Source organism: Planococcus dechangensis (assembly GCF_042654465.1).
In the GTDB taxonomy this organism is placed as follows: domain Bacteria; phylum Bacillota; class Bacilli; order Bacillales_A; family Planococcaceae; genus Planococcus; species Planococcus dechangensis.
Window position 1 is genome coordinate 241,982 of the sequence record NZ_JBHSGL010000015.1, and the last position, 17,696, is coordinate 259,677.

At 47.7% G+C, this 17,696-nt stretch carries 15 protein-coding genes; 12 read left to right on the top strand and 3 right to left on the bottom strand.

All coding sequences use genetic code 11. The features are described 5' to 3' along the window. Nucleotides 1-121 precede the first annotated feature (121 nt). The 10 genes from nadX (at nt 122) to ACFO5U_RS15515 (ending at nt 11,871) form a co-directional block, all read left to right on the top strand. Nucleotides 122-901, top strand: coding sequence for an aspartate dehydrogenase (gene nadX / locus ACFO5U_RS15470; protein WP_377279983.1), 780 nt, complete (start codon nt 122-124; stop codon nt 899-901). 98 nt (nt 902-999) lie between these two features. Next, complete coding sequence (locus ACFO5U_RS15475; RefSeq protein ID WP_377279984.1) at nt 1,000-3,849, top strand: DEAD/DEAH box helicase; 2,850 nt, start codon at nt 1,000-1,002, stop codon at nt 3,847-3,849. Between the two features lie 507 nt (nt 3,850-4,356). Continuing rightward, nucleotides 4,357-5,010, top strand: a complete 654-nt coding sequence (locus ACFO5U_RS15480; protein WP_377279985.1) for an ABC transporter permease — start codon at nt 4,357-4,359, stop codon at nt 5,008-5,010. Nucleotides 5,011-5,028: 18 nt separating this feature from the next. Next, nucleotides 5,029-6,021, top strand: a complete 993-nt coding sequence (locus tag ACFO5U_RS15485) for an ABC transporter ATP-binding protein (protein WP_377279986.1) — start codon at nt 5,029-5,031, stop codon at nt 6,019-6,021. A gap of 4 nt (nt 6,022-6,025) precedes the next feature. Then, entirely contained in the window at nt 6,026-6,763 is a 738-nt protein-coding gene (locus ACFO5U_RS15490) for an ABC transporter permease (protein ID WP_377279987.1), read from the top strand. A 28-nt stretch (nt 6,764-6,791) separates the two neighbouring features. Beyond that, nucleotides 6,792-7,694 carry a glycine betaine ABC transporter substrate-binding protein gene (locus tag ACFO5U_RS15495; RefSeq protein WP_377279988.1) on the top strand — a complete coding sequence of 301 codons (903 nt, stop codon included), beginning with the start codon at nt 6,792-6,794 and terminating at the stop codon, nt 7,692-7,694. Nucleotides 7,695-7,860: 166 nt separating this feature from the next. Next, complete coding sequence (locus ACFO5U_RS15500; RefSeq protein WP_377279989.1) at nt 7,861-8,745, top strand: proline iminopeptidase-family hydrolase; 885 nt, start codon at nt 7,861-7,863, stop codon at nt 8,743-8,745. Nucleotides 8,746-8,862: 117 nt separating this feature from the next. Then, nucleotides 8,863-9,036 carry a hypothetical protein gene (locus tag ACFO5U_RS15505; RefSeq protein WP_377279990.1) on the top strand — a complete coding sequence of 58 codons (174 nt, stop codon included), beginning with the start codon at nt 8,863-8,865 and terminating at the stop codon, nt 9,034-9,036. Between the two features lie 298 nt (nt 9,037-9,334). Continuing rightward, nucleotides 9,335-10,015 (top strand): protein kinase family protein, encoded by a 681-nt coding sequence (locus tag ACFO5U_RS15510; protein ID WP_377279991.1) that lies wholly within the window; start codon nt 9,335-9,337, stop codon nt 10,013-10,015. A gap of 179 nt (nt 10,016-10,194) precedes the next feature. After that, entirely contained in the window at nt 10,195-11,871 is a 1,677-nt protein-coding gene (locus ACFO5U_RS15515) for a peptide ABC transporter substrate-binding protein (RefSeq protein ID WP_377279992.1), read from the top strand. Between the two features lie 280 nt (nt 11,872-12,151). Here ACFO5U_RS15515 and ACFO5U_RS15520 read toward each other — a convergent pair whose 3' ends face one another. After that, nucleotides 12,152-13,825, bottom strand: coding sequence for a DUF2207 domain-containing protein (locus ACFO5U_RS15520; RefSeq protein WP_377279993.1), 1,674 nt, complete (start codon nt 13,823-13,825; stop codon nt 12,152-12,154). Between the two features lie 325 nt (nt 13,826-14,150). Between ACFO5U_RS15520 and ACFO5U_RS15525 the strand changes: the two genes are divergently transcribed. Next, nucleotides 14,151-14,624, top strand: a complete 474-nt coding sequence (locus ACFO5U_RS15525; RefSeq protein ID WP_377279994.1) for a cupin domain-containing protein — start codon at nt 14,151-14,153, stop codon at nt 14,622-14,624. A 112-nt stretch (nt 14,625-14,736) separates the two neighbouring features. On the opposite strand, the gene ACFO5U_RS15530 is transcribed toward ACFO5U_RS15525, so the two are convergent. Beyond that, nucleotides 14,737-16,332 carry an ABC transporter substrate-binding protein gene (locus tag ACFO5U_RS15530; protein WP_377279995.1) on the bottom strand — a complete coding sequence of 532 codons (1,596 nt, stop codon included), beginning with the start codon at nt 16,330-16,332 and terminating at the stop codon, nt 14,737-14,739. A 339-nt stretch (nt 16,333-16,671) separates the two neighbouring features. Beyond that, nucleotides 16,672-17,037 carry a PH domain-containing protein gene (locus tag ACFO5U_RS15535; protein ID WP_377279996.1) on the bottom strand — a complete coding sequence of 122 codons (366 nt, stop codon included), beginning with the start codon at nt 17,035-17,037 and terminating at the stop codon, nt 16,672-16,674. An 82-nt stretch (nt 17,038-17,119) separates the two neighbouring features. Between ACFO5U_RS15535 and ACFO5U_RS15540 the strand changes: the two genes are divergently transcribed. Continuing rightward, nucleotides 17,120-17,581: a hypothetical protein gene (locus ACFO5U_RS15540; protein ID WP_377279997.1), complete on the top strand. Its 462-nt coding sequence runs from the start codon at nt 17,120-17,122 to the stop codon at nt 17,579-17,581. The last annotated feature ends 115 nt before the right edge of the window (nt 17,582-17,696 follow it).

Genomic DNA, 17,696 nt, shown 5'->3' on the forward strand with positions numbered 1-17,696 from the left:
TTCAGAGCAACTCTTATAACGAAGAAGATACCACCTTCGAAATTGATTGATTTCGAAGGTGGCATTTTTCTATTTGCGGGTAAAGGTAGATAAGGCCATTTAGGGACGGAGGAGAAAGCTCATGAATATCGGGATTATTGGAACCGGCAATATTGCGGCTTACCTGCTTGAGCAAGTGAATGCCAAACGTATGGCAGAAGGGCGGATCAGCGCCGTCTTCGGCCGCAATGTCGCGGTGGGCACACGTTTGAAAGAGCGGTTTGGCATTGAGTTTTATACGGATCTGCAAGAGTTTCTGGCAACGCCGGTCGATACAGTTGTGGAAGCGGTGACAGTGGAAGCGGCAGCCTTGTTTTTAAAAGATGTCGCCATACAAAAAAAAGACCTGATCGTCAGCAGCATCGGCGTATTCAAGGATGCCGCTTTGCTAGATGAACTTCAAACTGTGGCAAAGGCGAACGGCACTCAAATCTTCCTGCCATCCGGTGCCATTGGCGGACTCGATATTTTGCAATCGGCGAAAGCGATCGGTGGTTTGGAGCGCGTCGGGATTACGACGAGAAAATCACCTGCTTCGCTCGGCATGGAAACAGACGAAGAGCAAGTGCTGTTCGATGGTATGGCTATTGATGCCGTCGAGAAGTTCCCGAGGAATATCAATGTCGCCTTAGTGCTGGCACTTGCTGGAATCGGCGTGGAGAAAACGACCGTGCGCATCATCGTCGACCCAGCGGTTATGCGCAATACACATACGATTGAAGCCTACGGTGACTTTGGCAAGATGCAGCTGCAAGTCGAAAACAATCCGATGCCGGCCAATCCGAAGACAAGTCTGCTCGCAGCGCTCAGCATACTCGCGGTGCTGCAGAATAAAGGCAATGCGCTGCGCATCGGGAACTGACCTGCCGGCAAAACTCGATTTTATGCTCTTCTCGCAAAAATACGGTTCATTCACGTGGTATCATCAAGATAAGCTATAACGCAAAGAGGAGAGAAAACATGGATGCAAAGAAAGCGAACGCTGTGATAAAAGCTTGGCATTTATTGGAGTCTGCTACTCCCAGCCACGTCCCTGACCGTGGGATTAAGATAGAGCCGTCTTTGTTGAAGGATGGGCAAGACCGGCCTGAAGTCGAATCGGCTGTCATCGAGGGCCATCAGTGGCAAGGTGTGCAACTGAGCGACGAGAGCACTTATAGGACACAATCCCATTATTATATGAATTGCTTTAGGCAAAGTGAGCTGACACGGTTTTTGCGTCTGCATTTCAAAAGCAGCGAAGAAAGTATAAACGAGGACTCATCACTGCTGTTCGGCTTTAATTTTTCAGTCGACAGCAGCGGCCGATATATCCAAGATTCCTTATTCGTTCCCTTCGTCATGTATTTGATCAACAAACTGAAAGCCGAGGAAACAGTGGAGTATAATTCACTTGCCGATGAATACGCGTCCCATCTGGAACCGTTTAAACAGCAGGCCGAGCAGGAACTTGAAAAAGGCATCAATGAACAATCCTTGCAGAAATCCAAGCAAGCTTTCAGCAAGTTTTTTGGTGAATTGGAGCCGACAGCTGATTTTTACATCAAAACCGATATTCAGGAAATTGATGGTTTGCACAATAAAGCAAACTACAACAGTCCTTATTTAGAGGATCTGCAGCTGATTTTAGATCAGGGCGAAAACGACACCATCCGTCAGTATATTGAAGGCGCTGATATGAAAACGAATATTGATGAAAACCGTCAATACATCGAGCACGCATTGCAGCCGAAATTTCTACCGGCTGGCAGATGGTTCTCGCCGGTAGAGCACCGTCTGTCCTTGATGCAGCAAGTCGCGGTCAACCAAATCCTCAATAACGGACAGCTGATCGATTCGGTCAATGGGCCGCCGGGAACCGGCAAAACGACCTTGCTGAAAGAAATTTTCGCCAATGTCGTCGTCCAGCGGTCATTGAAAATGGCCACATTCGAACATCCGACCCAAGCTTTCACAATCGAGAACGAGCTCGATTTAGACGGGGCGTCTTCTTCGTTGCCGGTCTTTTTGTTGGACGAAGCATTGACGGGTTTTTCCATGGTGGTCGCGTCGAGCAAGCAAGCGGCCGTTGAGAACATTGCAAAAGAACTGCCGCAAAAAACAGAAGCCATCCGTTCTTCAGACGACCGAAAGCAAAGCAGTCATGCGCAATACGAAGAAATCTATGCAAAAACAGCTGCCCGACTTGCCCATTTCCCCGATATTGCCGAGCGCTTGTTGGATACGGAGGAAGAGGCATGGGGCTTATTTTCTTGCGCGCTTGGTGAAAGTGAACAGATCGATAAATTTACCGAGGTGCTAGAAGGAAAAGACGACGAATCCGATGGCCTTACAGAACAATTAGAACAGCTTGCGGCTGGTAATGGTGAAAAAGACTGGCAGCAGCTGGTGCAGGAATTTCAGGGGATGCATGCTGATATAGAAGAGAAAAAAGCGAAGTTGCAACTCCTAGCTGAGGAGTTCAGTGGATTTGAAGCGGACCGTGCGCAGTTGGCGAAACTGAAACAACAGCATGAAAACAACCCGCATAAAGAAACCGAGCACGCCATCGAACAGTTGGAGCAGCAACAGCTTGTCTTTTCAGAGCAATTAAAAGACTATGAGCGGCAAGGTTTGGTGCTGCCGACTGAAGACTATTGGCAATCCGGCGTGTACGCTTATCGGGAGCGGCAGCAAAAGACGATTTGGCTGACCGATGAACTGAATTTCGAACGGGGCTTATTATTTTTGAAAGCTATGGAGTTGCATAAGATCTTTTTGGCATTCAACCATGAAGCGATCGCGGCAGCGCTCAGTTTACTGAAATCGAGAGAAAAACTGGATATAGACGACGATAAACATGTCCGCTGTTTGAGGAATATGTGGAATATGATTCATTTAGTTACTCCGGTAATTGGCACAACTTTCGCAAGCATGGCGTCTATGTATCGCGGTGTGGGTATGGATTTTATCCAATACTTGTTTATCGACGAAGGCGGGCAAGCAAGCCCGCAACAAGCTGCAGGCGCCTTGTGGAGGTCGCGTAAAGCTATCATCGTCGGGGATCCTGTCCAAATTGAACCCGAAGTGACGATAGATGAGACCATAATGGCGGACATCCGCAAGCATTTTCAGCTGGATGACATCTTCATGGGGCAGGGGGCTTCTATCCAATTGCTGGCGGATCGTGCCAATCCGAACGGCACGTGGAAAAAGGATGGAGGCTGGATGGGTACACCGCTTTGGGTGCATCGCCGCTGCCTTGACCCGATGTTCTCCATCTCCAATGAAATCGGTTATGACGATAAAATGGTTTTAGCGAAAACGGGATCCGGAAAAGTCGGATGGCATGATTATAAAGGAACAGCCATCAACCGTCATTATATCGAAGAGCAAGGCGAGTTGGTTGCTGGGTTGATCGCGGATAAATGGTCGGATGAACAGCAAGAGCCGGATGTTTTTATCATCACGCCTTTCACTGCCGTCCGAGAAGGCTTGAAAACGATTGTCCGCAGCAAACTGGAATCATTATCCATCGAACCTGATAAAATCGATGAGTGGATCAAGCAATCCATCGGCACGGTCCACAGCTTTCAAGGGCAAGAAGCGGAAGTTGTCTATTTCGTAGCCGGAACGGATGCGGACAGCGACGCGGCAGCCGATTGGTCGTGCGCAAAACCGAATTTACTGAATGTCGCAGTGACACGGGCCAAAAAGGAATTTTACATTGTTGCTGACCGCCAGCGCTTTTCCGACAAAAACTATTACCGGGCCATTGTAAATTATGTGCAACAGGCCGAAGAGCAAGCGGAAAAAAACCACAATGGCTGATCATAAAATCGGCGTAAGCAGTAAAAAACAAGCAAGCAAACCTTTAGTTTTCTTAAAGGTTTGCTTTTTTTTATATATTTTTCGCAAAAGTTCTGAGTCATTATGTTATTCATTATTATGAAACGGGAAAAAGCTGCGGGCAAAACGGCTGAGTGCTTGAATGCCTATGGTTGGGGGGAATTGGGCTAACCTTTGGATCAGCTGTCCAGCGTCCTTTTTATGACTCGCTTTAAACACAAATAATTCCGATTTAATAAGCAAATTACTGTCATATAGTTTATATGTATCAGGCGGAGCCGTTTTTGAAGATCCATACATGTTATCCTAGTAAAGTGAGTATTTTTTTGTAAGTAACTGTCGTACATCATGGAACGCTTAATTTTCAAGGGTTTTCGATGATGGAATCCGTGAATTTCCTCAACAAGTTGGAAGTTATGTTGGCACGAGCAATCGAGCATTGCTCGAGTTTAGTTAGTATTTTTTTGACCAATGAAGGGAGGTGTTTTAATGGGAAATTGGACTCGATTTCTTGAAGTGAACGCGTCTCGTATTTTAGAGTTGACGATTGACCATGCCATATTGGTATCCTTGGCGATTGTCGTTGCGTTATTGATTGGCATTCCGCTCGGCATCTATTTGACCACGAACCAATACCTTGCTGACACAGTTCTTCAAATTGCTTCCATTACATTAACGATTCCGAGCATTGCGCTTTTTGGGGTCATGATTCCGATCTTTTCTATTATCAACCAAGGAATCGGCTTTGTGCCTGCTTTTGTGGCGCTCGTTTTGTATTCACAGTTGCCGATTATCCGTAATACATATGCGGGCATCAAGAACGTCAATCCGGAAATGCGCGACGCGGCAATCGGCATGGGCATGAAAACGCATCAGCGCCTGTTGCGTGTCGAGATTCCGAATGCATTGCCTGTCATCATGGCGGGTGTCCGCACGGCGGTTGTCATGAATATCGGCATCGCGGTCATCGCGGCTTACATCGGTGCGGGCGGACTGGGTGTTTTGATTACACAAGGAATCAGCCGAAACGACAATTACATGATTATCAGCGGTTCTATCGCTGTGGCGATTTTGGCGATCATTGCAGATTCGATTCTGTTGTTGATTCAAAAGCGTTTTACGAAAAAAGCATTAGCGAATTAATTGCAGAGAGGTGAGTCTATGATTTCATTTAACCATGTAACAAAAAAGTTCGGAGAAGATGTCATCGCGATTGAGGACGTCGATTTCACGGTGGAACAAGGAAAAATCGTCGTGCTGCTCGGCCCATCCGGCTGCGGAAAAACGACACTGTTGCGAATGGTCAACCGGCTCGAATCCATCTCACAGGGCGAAATCATCATTAACGGTGAAAACTCCAAGGATTTGGACCCGATCGAATTGAGACGGAAAATTGGTTATGTCATCCAAAGCAATGGCCTGTTCCCTAACATGACAATCGAAGAAAACGTCATGCTCGTTCCGGACCTTTTGGGGTGGAACAAAAAAGACAAGCGCGAACGCTTCGAGTACTTGATGAAGCTGAGCGGTTTGGATGCAGGCGACTATGGCAAGCGCTATCCGCACGAATTGTCTGGCGGCCAGCAGCAGCGAATCGGCGTGGTGCGTGCACTGGCGGCCGATCCACCGGTCATGCTGATGGATGAGCCGTTCGGTGCGCTTGATCCGATCATCCGCGAAAAGATCCAGGATGAGTTTTTACAGATCCAGCGCGAAGTGAAAAAAACCATTCTCTTCGTCAGTCACGATATCGATGAAGCGATTAAAATGGCGGACAAAATCGTCTTGCTGCGCGACGGGAAAATCATGCAATTCGATACGCCTTCAGAAATGCTGGCGCATCCGAAAAATGAATTCGTCTCCCAATTTTTCGGCAAAGACCGCGCCATCAAAAGCTTGAGCTTGCATACGGTAGAAAACTTGCGGGAAATCATCGGCTTGGGCCCTGTGGATGAGACGATCCAAGATACCAAGACGATCAATGTCCATCAGGATTTGCGCAATACTTTGTCGATGCTCATGAACCAGGAAGCGGACCAAGTCATCGTCAAAGATGACAACGATGAAAATATCGGGACCATCACGATCGATTTGGTCCAAAAATATTTACATTTTGAAATTAAAGGGAAAGTATCCGCATCCCAGGAAGGGTGATCCGGTGAAACGTAAAAAGTTGATAGGCGATATTGTCAGATACTCGCTATATGCATTGGTCGCCGCATTCTTTATCTGGGCGATCACCAATAATTATTTTGACTATATCTTCACGCAAAGTGAAACATTTTTAGTGTTATTGAGGCAGCATATTGTCTTGGTGCTGGTTTCTTCATTGCTGGCGATTTTAATCGCAGTTCCGGCGGGTATCCTCATCACGCGCCCGAAATTCAAAAGAGCGGAATGGATTTTTTCCAATATCGCCAATTTAGGGCAAACGATTCCGAGTCTGGCAGTGTTGGCGTTAATGATCAGTATTTTAGGCATCGGTTTTCAAACCGCAGTGTTTGCGCTGTTCATTTATTCGATTTTGCCAATCTTTAGAAACACCGTAGCAGGCATCGACTCGATCGATAAGAACATGATCGATGCGGCAAAAGGGATGGGCATGAAGCCGCACCAGATTCTCTTCCGCATCGAGCTCCCGAACTCGGCCTACTCGATTCTTGCCGGCATCCGGACGGCTGTCGTCTTGAATATCGGGACAGCGGCTTTGGCTTATGTCGTTGGGGCAGGAGGGCTTGGCGTTTGGATCTTTACTGGCATCAATTTGTTCGATAACGGCTTCCTCATTTCCGGAGCCATCCCGGTGACGCTATTGGCGATTTTGGCCGATTATATCCTGCGCAAAGTGGAATATGCAGTCGTGCCAAAAGGATCAAGGCGCATCGAGAAAGCTTAGCGCCAGAGAATAGGAGGTATCGGAATTTGTGAATAACTCACTCAAACTCATCCCTCTGCTGGTCATTTCCTTGATCTTGTCGGCCTGTTCAGGCGTGGCAGGAAAAGAAGTGACGGTTGGGGGCAAAAATTTTACGGAACAATATTTATTGTCAGAGATGACTGCTTTCTTATTAGTTGAAGAAGGATTCAAAGTCAACCAAATGAACAACCTCGGCAGCAGCGTGGTGCGCTCTGCTCTCGTCAATGGCCAAGTGGACATGATGTGGGAATATACAGGAACTGCACTCATCACGTATATGGGCGAAGACTCCATCGCTGACCCTGAAGAGGCTTATGAAAAAGTGAAAGAACTCGACCGGGAGAACGGCATCCATTGGATGAATATGTCGGAAGTCAACAATACGTATGCGCTGGCCATGACGAGTGAGCAGGCGCAAGAACTCGGAATTGTATCGATCAGTGATCTCGCTGCTTATATCAATGACAATCCTGGAGAGCTGTCAATGGCTTCGGATGCCGAGTTTGCCAATCGTTCAGATGGCTTGCCGGGCGTTGAAGAGACTTATGGTTTTGGGTTCGGTTCGCCGCAAGTGAATCAAATGGATATCGGTTTGACGCAGCGCTCATTGGATAATGGGCAGGTGGATGTGTCGGTAGCCTTTGAAACAGACGCGACAATCAGAAGCTATGATCTTGTCGTATTGGAAGATGATAAACAGTTTTTCCCGCCATATCGTGCAGCGGTGTCGATCAACCAGGAAGTCTTTGATGAATATCCAGAAATCGAAGAAATTACGGCCCGTTTGGCTGAAAATTTGAATAGCGAAATCATGAGGGAACTGAACTATTACGTTGATGTCGAAGGGCAGAGCGTATCGGTCGTTGCTTATGATTGGCTTGTGGAAAATGGCTTTTTGGAAGAGAAATAAGTCTTCACTTTGCCGTGAGTCACGGAAAGAACCGTCATTCCTTTTGGGATGGCGGTTTTCTATCGCTCATTTTGAACGCCTCTATAATAATGAGTGATGAAAAATAAAGGAAATTGGCCTCTCGTGCAGAAGGAGTTTGGACGATGACAAAAGGAGGCACCAATCAATGGACAATGTAAAAGAAGGATTTATCCCGGTTACAGGTGGAAATGTATGGTACCGGATCACCGGCAACGGCCCTGGTATTCCGCTGTTGATTTTGCACGGGGGCCCGGGTTCAAAAAGCAGTACCAGCGACCCGTTGCGGCAGCTCGGCAGTGAGCGTCCAGTGATTCATTACGATCAGCTCGGAAGCGGAAAATCCGATCGGCCGACGGATACCGCGCTGTGGACAGTGGAGCGCTTTGTGGAAGAGTTGGGGCAAGTGATCCAAGCGCTGCAGCTGGAAGAAGTTCATTTATTGGGACATTCCTGGGGAACGATGCTGGCTGCTACTTATTTGCTGAAACAACCTAAAGGCGTACGCAGCGTCATGTTCTCTGGGCCTGCTTTAGATGCGCAAAGATGGGAGCAGGATCAGCGGCGTTATTTGAAACAATTCCCGCAGGACTTCCAGGAGACGATCGAACGCAGCGAGCGGGAAGGCACGACCGACTCGGCGGATTACCAAGAGGCGATGACCGCTTATTATAAACGCCATATGTGCCGTGTCGATCCATGGCCGGAAGAGATGGTGGAGGATATGAAAGGGATGAACCACCAAGTGTATAACTTCATGTGGGGCGCTTCCGAATTTACCGTCACCGGTACATTAAAGCATTTCGATGCGACTACGCGCTTGCATGAAATCAAAGTTCCGGCTTTGTTCACTTGCGGCCGTTTTGACGAGGCTACACCAGAGGCGACCGAGTATTATGCAAGTCTCGTGCCGGATGCGGAATTCCACGTCTTTGAAAACAGCTCGCATATGCCGGGGGTGGAAGAACCGGAAGCATATGTCGAAAAGGTTCGCGAGTGGATCAACCAGCAGGAAATGAAACCGGGGGCTTAAAAATCGCTAGGAGCTTTATGGGATGATCATCTCCTCTTTAGACAATGCCCCGTGAAACGGGTATGCTTAGCCCAGTGGAACTGATCACATGATCAGGGAAACGGGAGGATGATTTCTATGGCATTGCTAGACAAGCTGAACGCGCTGAAAGACCAAGCGATTGACAAAGGCGTGGCACATTGGCAAGAAAACAAAGACGACTACAAAGAAAAAGCGACAATCTATAAAGAAAAAGCTATGGTATTGAAAGATGAAGTGGAAAATAAAATCAAAGAAAAAAACCGAAAATAATCACTTTCGAATAGGCATTAAGCACATAAAACCCCGATTGATGGACACTTTCATGAAGTGGCGTCATTCGGGTTTTTTGTTTGTTCAATGAACAACTATGCCCAGCTTTATTTATTGAGGTGCACATAAGCAACCACACGCTTGAAATAGGCGGACCTGTTGTATTATATAATGATAACTTCACAAATCATTGCAAAGTCTATTTGGACTATCCAAATTATATTTTCAGTAGAACAAAACGCGATGTAGTAGGTTTCAATAAAGAGTCACCACTTGCTATTTATGAGGAGCGATAGGGATGGAGCAACATACTTGGCAACACGCAGCACAGGCTCTGGCAAACGTAACCGTGACGGCGCACCCTAATAATGAACCGGTCACCATCATGGGCATCGCGGATGGATTTCGCTGCATCGGAGTCGGAACAGACGCCGCGGTGTTTCAGTCCACTTCGGCTCCGGAATATGCTTTTAAAGTGTACGCTGACGGAAAGATGGACAAACTTGAAGCGGAAGCAGAGGTCTACGCACAAATCGGATCTTCTCCTTATTTTTCGACTTGCTACGGCAAGGACGACCGCATGCTCATCTTGAAATATGAAGAGGGGCCGACGTTGTTCGATTGCCTGCTTCAAGGCGTCTATGTGCCAAAACAGGCGATTGTGGATGTGGAAAAAGCGCGCGACTTCATCCGTGAAATTGGCTTGAATCCAAGGGATATCCATTTGAAAAACATCATCTTGCAAAACGGCCGCGCGAAACTGCTCGATGTGTCCGAATACATCAAGCCCGGCAATGATTTTCGCTGGGAGCATTTGAAAAAAGCCTACGAGGAGTATTATTCAATCATCGACGGCAAGCCGGTGCCGTTCTGGCTGCTCGATACGATCCGTAAATGGTATCATCATTGGCAACGTTATTCTTCATCGTTCGACGAATTCATGCGCATCGTTTTTAAGCAAGTGAATTACCGGAAATGATGTCGACAGTCACAAGGCCTTCCGGTTTTTACGGAAGGTCTTTTAATTATGGCTAAAATAATGAAGTGAATTTAATAAATGTAATTTAATTCAAAATTTTACATATTTTTAAAGAAAAATATTATCTATATATAATGAAGGAGAGATGTTATAGAACCAGATACTTAGGAGGATGAAATATGAACATGGGAAAGAACGGTTGGTTTTCAGGGCTGCTTCTCATTCTTGCTATATTTCTTGCTGCTTGCGGCAGTGAAGATGAAGAAACGGCCACAGAGATAGAAAACGGCGAGATCGATGAAGTGCAGGAACTGCGGTTGACGACGGGATCTGGAATTCCATCCATGGATTCAGTTTTGGCGGACGATGCGGTATCATTCACCACATTGAACAATGTGGCGGAAGGGCTGTACCGATTGGATCAGCACAATGTGGCGGTTCCAGCGATGGCTTCGGCTGAGCCTGAAATCAGTGAGGACGGCTTGAGCTATACATTCACGCTGCGCGATGCAAGCTGGTCTGACGGCTCGCCTGTGACGGCGCATGATTTTGTCTTCGCATGGCAGCGCGCAGCCGACCCGGCAACGGGCTCAACATACGGGCCATATATGATGGCAGGCACGATTAAAAACGCCGCTGCGATTGCACAAGGTGAACTGGACAAATCGGAACTCGGCATAAAAGCGCAAGACGACCAAACGCTGGTCGTGTCACTCGAGCGGCCGGTTCCTTACTTCTTGTCATTGATGGCATTCGGTACGTTTTATCCACAGAAAGAAGCGTACGTATCTGAACACGGAGATCAATACGCCATGGATTCAGACAAGCTGTTGTCGAATGGTCCTTTTGTCTTAGCGAACTGGGATCCAACTGCCGCGTCATGGGAGCTGGAGAAAAACCCTGAATATTGGGATGTAGAAACGGTGAAATTGGACAAAGTCGAATTCAATATCGTCCCGGATGCAGGGACCGGGGTTAATTTATACGAGACAGAGGAAGCAGACCGTGCCGGTTTGGCTGGCGAATTTGCCATGCAATACGCAGATGATGAGGAAGTCGTGCGCATTCTGAAACCGTCTGTTTATTATTTGCAATTCAACCAGGAGCGTGAAGGCGAGCCGACTGCGCTTGCGAATTCGAAATTGCGCAAAGCTTTGGCGCTGTCGTTCAATAAACAGGATTTGGCCGATATTGTTCTCGCCAACGGATCGATCCCGGCGGATTTCCTAGTCCCAACGGAATTTACGTTTGATGCGGACAATGAAGATTTCCGAAAAGTGAACGGCGACATGATGGCATTCAACGCTGAGCAAGCCAAAACCTTGTGGGCGGAAGGCATGGAAGAACAAGGCTTGACGGAACTGACACTTGAATACTTGAGCGGCGATACGGAACTTTCGAAAAAAATCGATGCCTATATGAAAGACCAGATGGAAGGCAATTTGGAAGGCTTGACGCTCGAGATGAGCCAAGTGCCATTCAACGTCCTGCTCGATAAAAACGAAGCGCAGGATTACGATATCCAAAGCACCGGCTGGGGCCCGGATTTTCAGGATCCCATTACCTTCCTTGATTTGTTTGCGACCGATTCACCCCAAAACAGCATGTCGTATTCCAATGGACAATTGGACGCCTTGCTAGAACAAGCGAGCGACGAGCTGGCCTTGGAGCTGGAAGCGCGCTGGCAGGCGCTTGCGGAAGCGGAAAAGATCATCGTGGAAGAAGATGCGGCCATTGCGAGCATGTACCAGTTCGGCAGCATGGCACTTCAGAAACCGTATGTGTATGATGTCATCGCACATCCGTTCACGGGCGATTTCAGCTATAAATGGGCTTATATTTCAGGAAGAGAATGAGAAAATCTTCAAAAGCGTATTTTCCGAAACTTATCGCTCGCTTTCCGTGGGGCGGAAATCGAGCCTCCTCGTCCGCTCCGCGGCCTGCGGGGTCTCTCAAACCCGCTGAACCCACAGGAGTCGAGCGAACGTTTCTCCATATACTCAGCTTACTCACATAATTTTTAAAGTTGTGGAAGGATATACTTCTTATTATTTCATAGCAGGATTTATACTTATACAACACACTGAGAAAAGGAGGATGGCTGCGGCCATCCTCCTTTTCGTATCGCTTATCGTTTTAGAATGCACCCGAGCCGCCGCCACCTCCGCCGACTCCGCCACCAGTTCCGGCTACGCCGCCGCTTGCGCTGGCGGTTGAACTTGTTGTGGTACTCGCTGAGACAAAAACGGCGGTCATAAGCACCGGGTTCATGGCAAAGCCAGAGACATCATTTGCCGGCTCAGCGGCTATGAAGACCGATGCTCTGCGCTCGGCGGTTTTTTGGTCGCTGCCGAGAAGATAGGCATAGGCGCGCTGTTTTTCATCTACCGTCAAGCGCTCCCACTGTTCGGCAGGCAATTGTTCCATTGCCGCTTTTAATTGCCGCCACTCATAACGCAGTTCGTGGCCCCGTTGTGTAATCGGCGAGTAGCTAAGCGCGAAGCCAAAAGCCAGCATGGCCAGGAAAATCGAAGCTGCCATCCACGGAAACAATTCGTAAATGCCGGTATAGATGGCAAGTCCCATGAAAGCGGCGCTCATGATGCCGGTCGTCCAGCGCAAGCGCGGATGCTTTTCATAAAAATGAAGCGATTTGACTTCATTGCCGACGCCTGTATTCCACGCAGCAATCGCCTCGTTGTAAGGCTCGTGGTTATATTCTTGTTTCGTATAGACCTCGACTTGTTCGAGTGTAAACTCATGGCCGTCTCCGATGCGATCGAACAAAAGCCCCATCAGCACATCTTCATGCTCGTGCTCGGTAGATCGATTGATCAGTTCGAAATGATCTTCCGATAGCTGGCGGATATTGCCTTTGCGCATGAGCTCCATGATGGCCGCGGAAATGGCGTTCGGCGACAGTGAAGAAGAATGAGTGAAGTACAATAGCGCGGGAATGCTCATCGATGCTTCCGGTACGAAAAATTCGTACGGTTGCTGGCGGATGGACCGCTTGCGCCGAGATGCCCGCAGCCAGCCCATCGTTACGAGCGCTAACAGGATAGCGCCGAGTATCGTAATAGCGGGAATTCCGAGACCTCTTGCGGTTTGTTGGTTTTGGGCGAACGCGATCGCTTCATTTTCCAAGCGCTCCCGGTCAGCCGCCAGTTCGTTGCGGACGGTTCCGTTTTGTGCAGTCACACCTGGAAACAATTCCGGTTCAAAAATCGCGCGGACATCCGCGTTTTCGCCATCCGGCACTTGTCCAAGTGCGAAAACGGCAGATCCGCCTTCACTGATCCTTACCGTATTGTATGCTTCACCGTAACCGAGCGCTTCGGTTTCAACGGCCGGAGCAGGAGGGGTGACGGTAATGGTTAGATCGCCGTATTCACTTTCGTTGCTGTTGTCGAAGAACGGCCAGTAAAATTCAGCGCCGTCTTCAAACTTTTCGACCGCATCTATAATTTGGTATGTGAGCTCGACTTGGACTGTGTCACCATCCTCGCCGCTGCGGTAGACTTTGTATAAGCTGCCTTCTTGTTCGACACGAAGAGTGTTGCCGTTTTCAGTGGCTGAGAAATTGTCGATCGAGGTTCCTTCTTTTGGAATCAAACTTCTCGTGATGCCTTCAAAATCATCATCAAACTGATATATGAACTGTTCGGTTATATCGGCAGTGCCGTCTGCGTTCAATTGGGCATCGATCCGGACTTCCGTAATGTCAAAATCAACGGCTAAAGTATGCGTTGGAATGAGCAGTACGAACATGAACATCAGCAACATCGGAATTCCTTTTGGGCTTCTCATGATCTATCACCTCTTGTATGGGAATACGGATGAGGAAGGGGAAGGTTTCACCCGGCGTTATAAGGACAAGCCTTGATCATTTGAACAGAGCTTTTGATTGGTTTATTCATTATATCAAATTATTATCAATTTATAGAAAAAGATAATAAAAAAGCGTATAATTTTAAGTGAGAAAAACATCTAAGTACGTTATGAAATACCGCCTTTCGCATGCACAAAATCATGAGGTCTCGGACTGACCAGAGAGGAGGCGCACAAACAATCAGTAAAAACCAGTCATGAAGAATTGGCGGAAAGGGCGGTATACGATAAGGAGGGGATAAACATGGAATCGCTGCCTCAGGCATTTGCGCTAGCGAGCGGCGAAGGGAAGAAATACTGGTTTTTGGGAACGGTGATGGAAGTGAAAGTGATGGGCGAGCAGACTGGTGGGTTGTTCAGCATTCTCGAAGAAATCGATCCGCCGGAATTTGCCGCCCCTCTTCATATTCACCACAAGGAAGATGAATATTTTTACGTGCTGGAAGGCGAAGCGACGTTTACGATCGGCGACCAGACCATTTCAGCGAAACCCGGGACCTTTATTTTTGCACCGCGCGACATCGCGCACATGTACAAAGTTGAAGGAACGCAGCCAGCCAAAATCTTATCGATGTTGGCACCTGCCGGACTGGAAAAGCTGTTTATCGAATGCAGCGTTTCAGCGGCCGACTACGCGCTGCCGCCGGATGATATCGAGACGGATTTGGAAAAGCTCTTTGGGCTAGCTGCCGATTATGGCGTGGAAGTATTGGAGTAGCAGAGTGTACGGAAGAGCTCCATAGCTGTTGTTTATTAAAAAAGAGCATATAAAAAGACCGGTTGCCAATTCATGTCTGAATTGGCAACCGGTCTTTTGGTTTTTGCAGCTTTTATTGTTCAAACTCAATTTCCGTCGTCATGACGCGTCCAGTCGGGTGCGGGTCAAAGCCGGTGATGTTTTGTTTTCCGGCTAGCGCAGGCGAGGTGTGGACGAGCGGAATGACTGGTGGATCTTCGTGCAAGATGACTTGCGCTTGCCTGTACAATTCGTTGCGCTGTTCCTGATCGGTAATGGTCCGGGCTTCATCCAGCAGTGCATTCAACTCCTCGTTATCGTATTGAGTCGAGTTGGTAGATCCGATATTGTCGCCGTGGAACAGCGTATGGATAAAGTTATCAGCATCGCCATTCATGCCGGTCCAGCCGAGCAAAAAGGTTTGGGCTTCACCGTTTAATGCCTGTTCGATATAAGTGGCCCATTCAAACGATACAATGGTCGCGTCAACGCCGATATCGGCAAAATTGGACTGCAAGTATTCAGCGACTTTTTCTCCATCCGGCATATAAGGGCGCGATACTGGCATGGCGTAAAGTTCCATTTCAAAGCCGTCTGGAAGCCCCGCTTCTGCGAGCAATTCTTTCGCTTTTTCCGGGTCATACGGGTACGGTTCGATGTCGTCATTATAACCTTCGACTGCTGGCGGGATTGCATTTTTCGCCGGAATGGCCCCTTCGCCGAAGAACGCTTCGACCATCGCGTCTTTATTCACTGCATGGCTGAGTGCCTGGCGGACAATTGGATCATCCAAGGGTTCATGGGTCAATGTCATCCCGAGATAGCCGAGATTGAGGGGCGGGCGTGCAAACAGCATCAGGTCTGCATCCCCCTCCACTTGTGCATAGCTTTCCGAATCCAATCCAGCAACCAGATCTACTTCGCCGCTCAACAAAGCATTGAGCCGTGCGGAATTATCCGGAATAGTGCGGAAGATCACTTGTTCAAGTTTCGGTAAGCCATTTGCCCAGTAATCGTCATTTTTCTCCAAGACGATGCGCTCGTTGCGCTGCCATTCCTGAAACACAAATGGGCCTGTGCCGACCGGGTTGCTTCTATATTCTTCGCCCGATTCTTCAATCGCTGAAGGGCTCGAGATTGACAGCGGCGTGAGCGCCAAGTCTTTCAATAGCGTCGGTTGGGAGTTGTTCAGAGTGATTTCGATAGTGGATTCATCAAGGGCTGTGACGGATGCGATATTATGGCTTTCGTCGCCCTCATATCCACCGAATACGGTTCCGTACATCGGGAAGTTCTCTCCGCTTCCTGTCATCCAACGGTCGAAATTGAAAACGACTGCGTCCGCATTAAAATCGGTTCCATCATGAAACTGGACGCCTTCACGAAGCGTAAACGTGTAAGTAAGGCCGTCTTCAGACTCTTGCCACTCGGTCGCAAGCATCGGTTCTGTCGTCGTCTCACCGTCCGCAAACGTCGTCAAAGTTTCCAAAACGCTTTGTGCAACATTTTCGGATTCATTGTCCGTTACTTCGGATGGGTCGAGTGATACGGCGTCGCCGCCACGAGCGAAAATGAGCGTATCTTGAACACCCGCTTCATCGCCGCTGGATTCGTCGCTCGAGCAGGCCATTAGGAGAAAGGGCGAGATGGAGAAAAGCATCAGTAATTTGGTCATGGATCTTTTAGTCATTGAAACACTCCTTATTAAGATAGTTTGTAAAAGTATGTATAGTTGTGCACCATGGCAGCAGCAGTCCTTTTGAAGTGGTTCTGAAATGAACTATTAGCCCATATCCGCTGGAACCTCCTTTCTGAAAACTCGAAAAAAATTAGCATGATAAAACGCCATGTGTAATAGTATAGTGGAATTCGACAACGTTTTGTGATTATTATAAATATTTGGTCATTTTATACTAAAGATCTGATGTTAATAACTTCTTTGGAGATATCGTCGATGATGGAAGATATGAATAAGTTGTATAAAGCAAAACAGCTCTCTTTCCAAGTGAAAGAGGCTGTCAGTTCGTATCTATAGGATCGCTTCCGCAATAATTTTATCGAGCTTGCGGATATCGACTTTTTTGTTCAAGTTCAGTTTGAAGTTTCCGGCTCTTGTCCAAAGCTGGATTTCCGCATTGGCATCGAAGGTTCCTGCATTTTCGGTCGAATACATATTGATCGATTTGAATGGGATGGTGTAGATCTCGACTTTCTTGCCGGTCAGTCCTTGTTTGTCGGAAATGATGATGCGTTTATTTGTGACGACGGCCGTGTCGCGTACGGTTTTATAGGCGACTTTGGCTATTTCACCATCTACGAGCAATTCTTTGACCGATTCCGGTACATCAATTTCTTGAACGAATGTCCAGCCCATCATAGCATTTAACTCTGTCATTTGAATTCCCCCCTAATCGTTATGGTTTCAGTATGGCATATGTCGGGAAGAGGAGCTATAAAAATGGGATGGGAGAGGATCAATGATGGAATCGTCAACTCGCAAAGAAATGATAATGCGGCTGGATTTTTTCATTGGAACTTGGACGGTCGAAATCATCCATCCACATCTTCGGCCCGTCCCGATTGTGGGGGAGACCCGTTTTGAATGGCTGGATGATAGTTATCTCATTCAGCATACAAAAATCGAGCAACCAGAATTCCCGAGCAGCACGATTATCTACGACTGGAATGCTCCCACCGGTCAGTACATTCAGCATTATTTTGATTCGCGTGGTGTGACGCGTTTGTACGAGATGAGTTTTGAGTCTGGCATATGGAAGTTGTGGCGGGAAAAGCCCGATTTTTCACCACTCGATTTCGTTCAGCGTTTTATCGGAACTGCCGATGAATCTGGAAACGCGATTGAAGCCTCTTGGGAACAATCGGAAGATGGTGTTACCTGGGAGCATGATTTCAGGCTTACCTTTAAAAAAACCAATTGAAATTTTAGATCAAGTAAGAGCCGGAAGTGTGTCGAATACATCTCCGGTTCTTTTTTATGGAATGCTGCTAAGTGATGATGAAATTTACAGGCTTCCGATAATTTCCGGCGAATAG